Origin of the sequence: Agrobacterium sp. LAD9, assembly GCF_003031125.1 — a bacterium.
GTDB lineage: Bacteria > Pseudomonadota > Alphaproteobacteria > Rhizobiales > Rhizobiaceae > Agrobacterium > Agrobacterium radiobacter.
Genome location: NZ_PHGS01000043.1, coordinates 1 through 989 on the forward strand (window position 1 = coordinate 1; position 989 = coordinate 989).

The following is a 989-nucleotide window of genomic DNA, read 5'->3' on the forward strand; positions in this document are numbered from 1 at the left end:
GGCTAACCCTGCTCAGATTAACTTTAAGCAGGAACCCTTGGTCTTTCGGCGAGGGAGTCTCTCACTCCCTTTATCGTTACTCATGTCAACATTCGCACTTCCGATATCTCCAGCAGCCCTCACGGGTCCGCCTTCACAGACTTACGGAACGCTCCGCTACCACTTGCATTACTGCAAATCCTCAGCTTCGGTGCATGGCTTTAGCCCCGTTACATTTTCGGCGCAAAGACCCTTATTTAGACCAGTGAGCTGTTACGCTTTCTTTAAATGATGGCTGCTTCTAAGCCAACATCCTGGTTGTTTTGGGATCCTCACATCCTTTCCCACTTAGCCATGACTTGGGGACCTTAGCTGGAGGTCAGGGTTGTTGCCCTTTTCACGACGGACGTTAGCACCCGCCGTGTGTCTGCCGACTAGTACTCCTCGGTATTCGGAGTTTGGTTAGGATCAGTAAGACGGTGAGTCCCCATAGCCCATCCAGTGCTCTACCCCCGAGGGTATTCGGTCGACGCTCTACCTAAATAGATTTCGCGGAGAACCAGCTATTTCCGAGTTTGATTGGCCTTTCACCCCTAGCCACAAGTCATCCCAATCTATTGCAACAGATACGGGTTCGGCCCTCCAGTTGGTGTTACCCAACCTTCAGCCTGCTCATGGCTAGATCACTCGGTTTCGGGTCTAATGCAACTAACTCAATCGCCCTATTCAGACTCGCTTTCGCTGCGCCTACACCTACCGGCTTAAGCTTGCTAGTTACACTAAGTCGTTGACCCATTATACAAAAGGTACGCCGTCACCCTTGCGGGCTCCGACTGTTTGTAGGCATCCGGTTTCAGGTTCTATTTCACTCCCCTCGTCGGGGTGCTTTTCACCTTTCCCTCACGGTACTTGTTCGCTATCGGTCATGCACGAGTACTTAGGCTTGGAGAGTGGTCTCCCCATGTTCAGACAGGATTTCACGTGCCCCGCCCTACTCAAGGACAATGACT

Annotated in this window: 1 rRNA gene; it reads right to left on the bottom strand. The window is 51.8% G+C overall.

Annotated elements, in window-relative coordinates:
• Positions 1-989: ribosomal RNA gene (locus DA915_RS28575) — 23S ribosomal RNA — on the bottom strand; the annotation flags it as partial.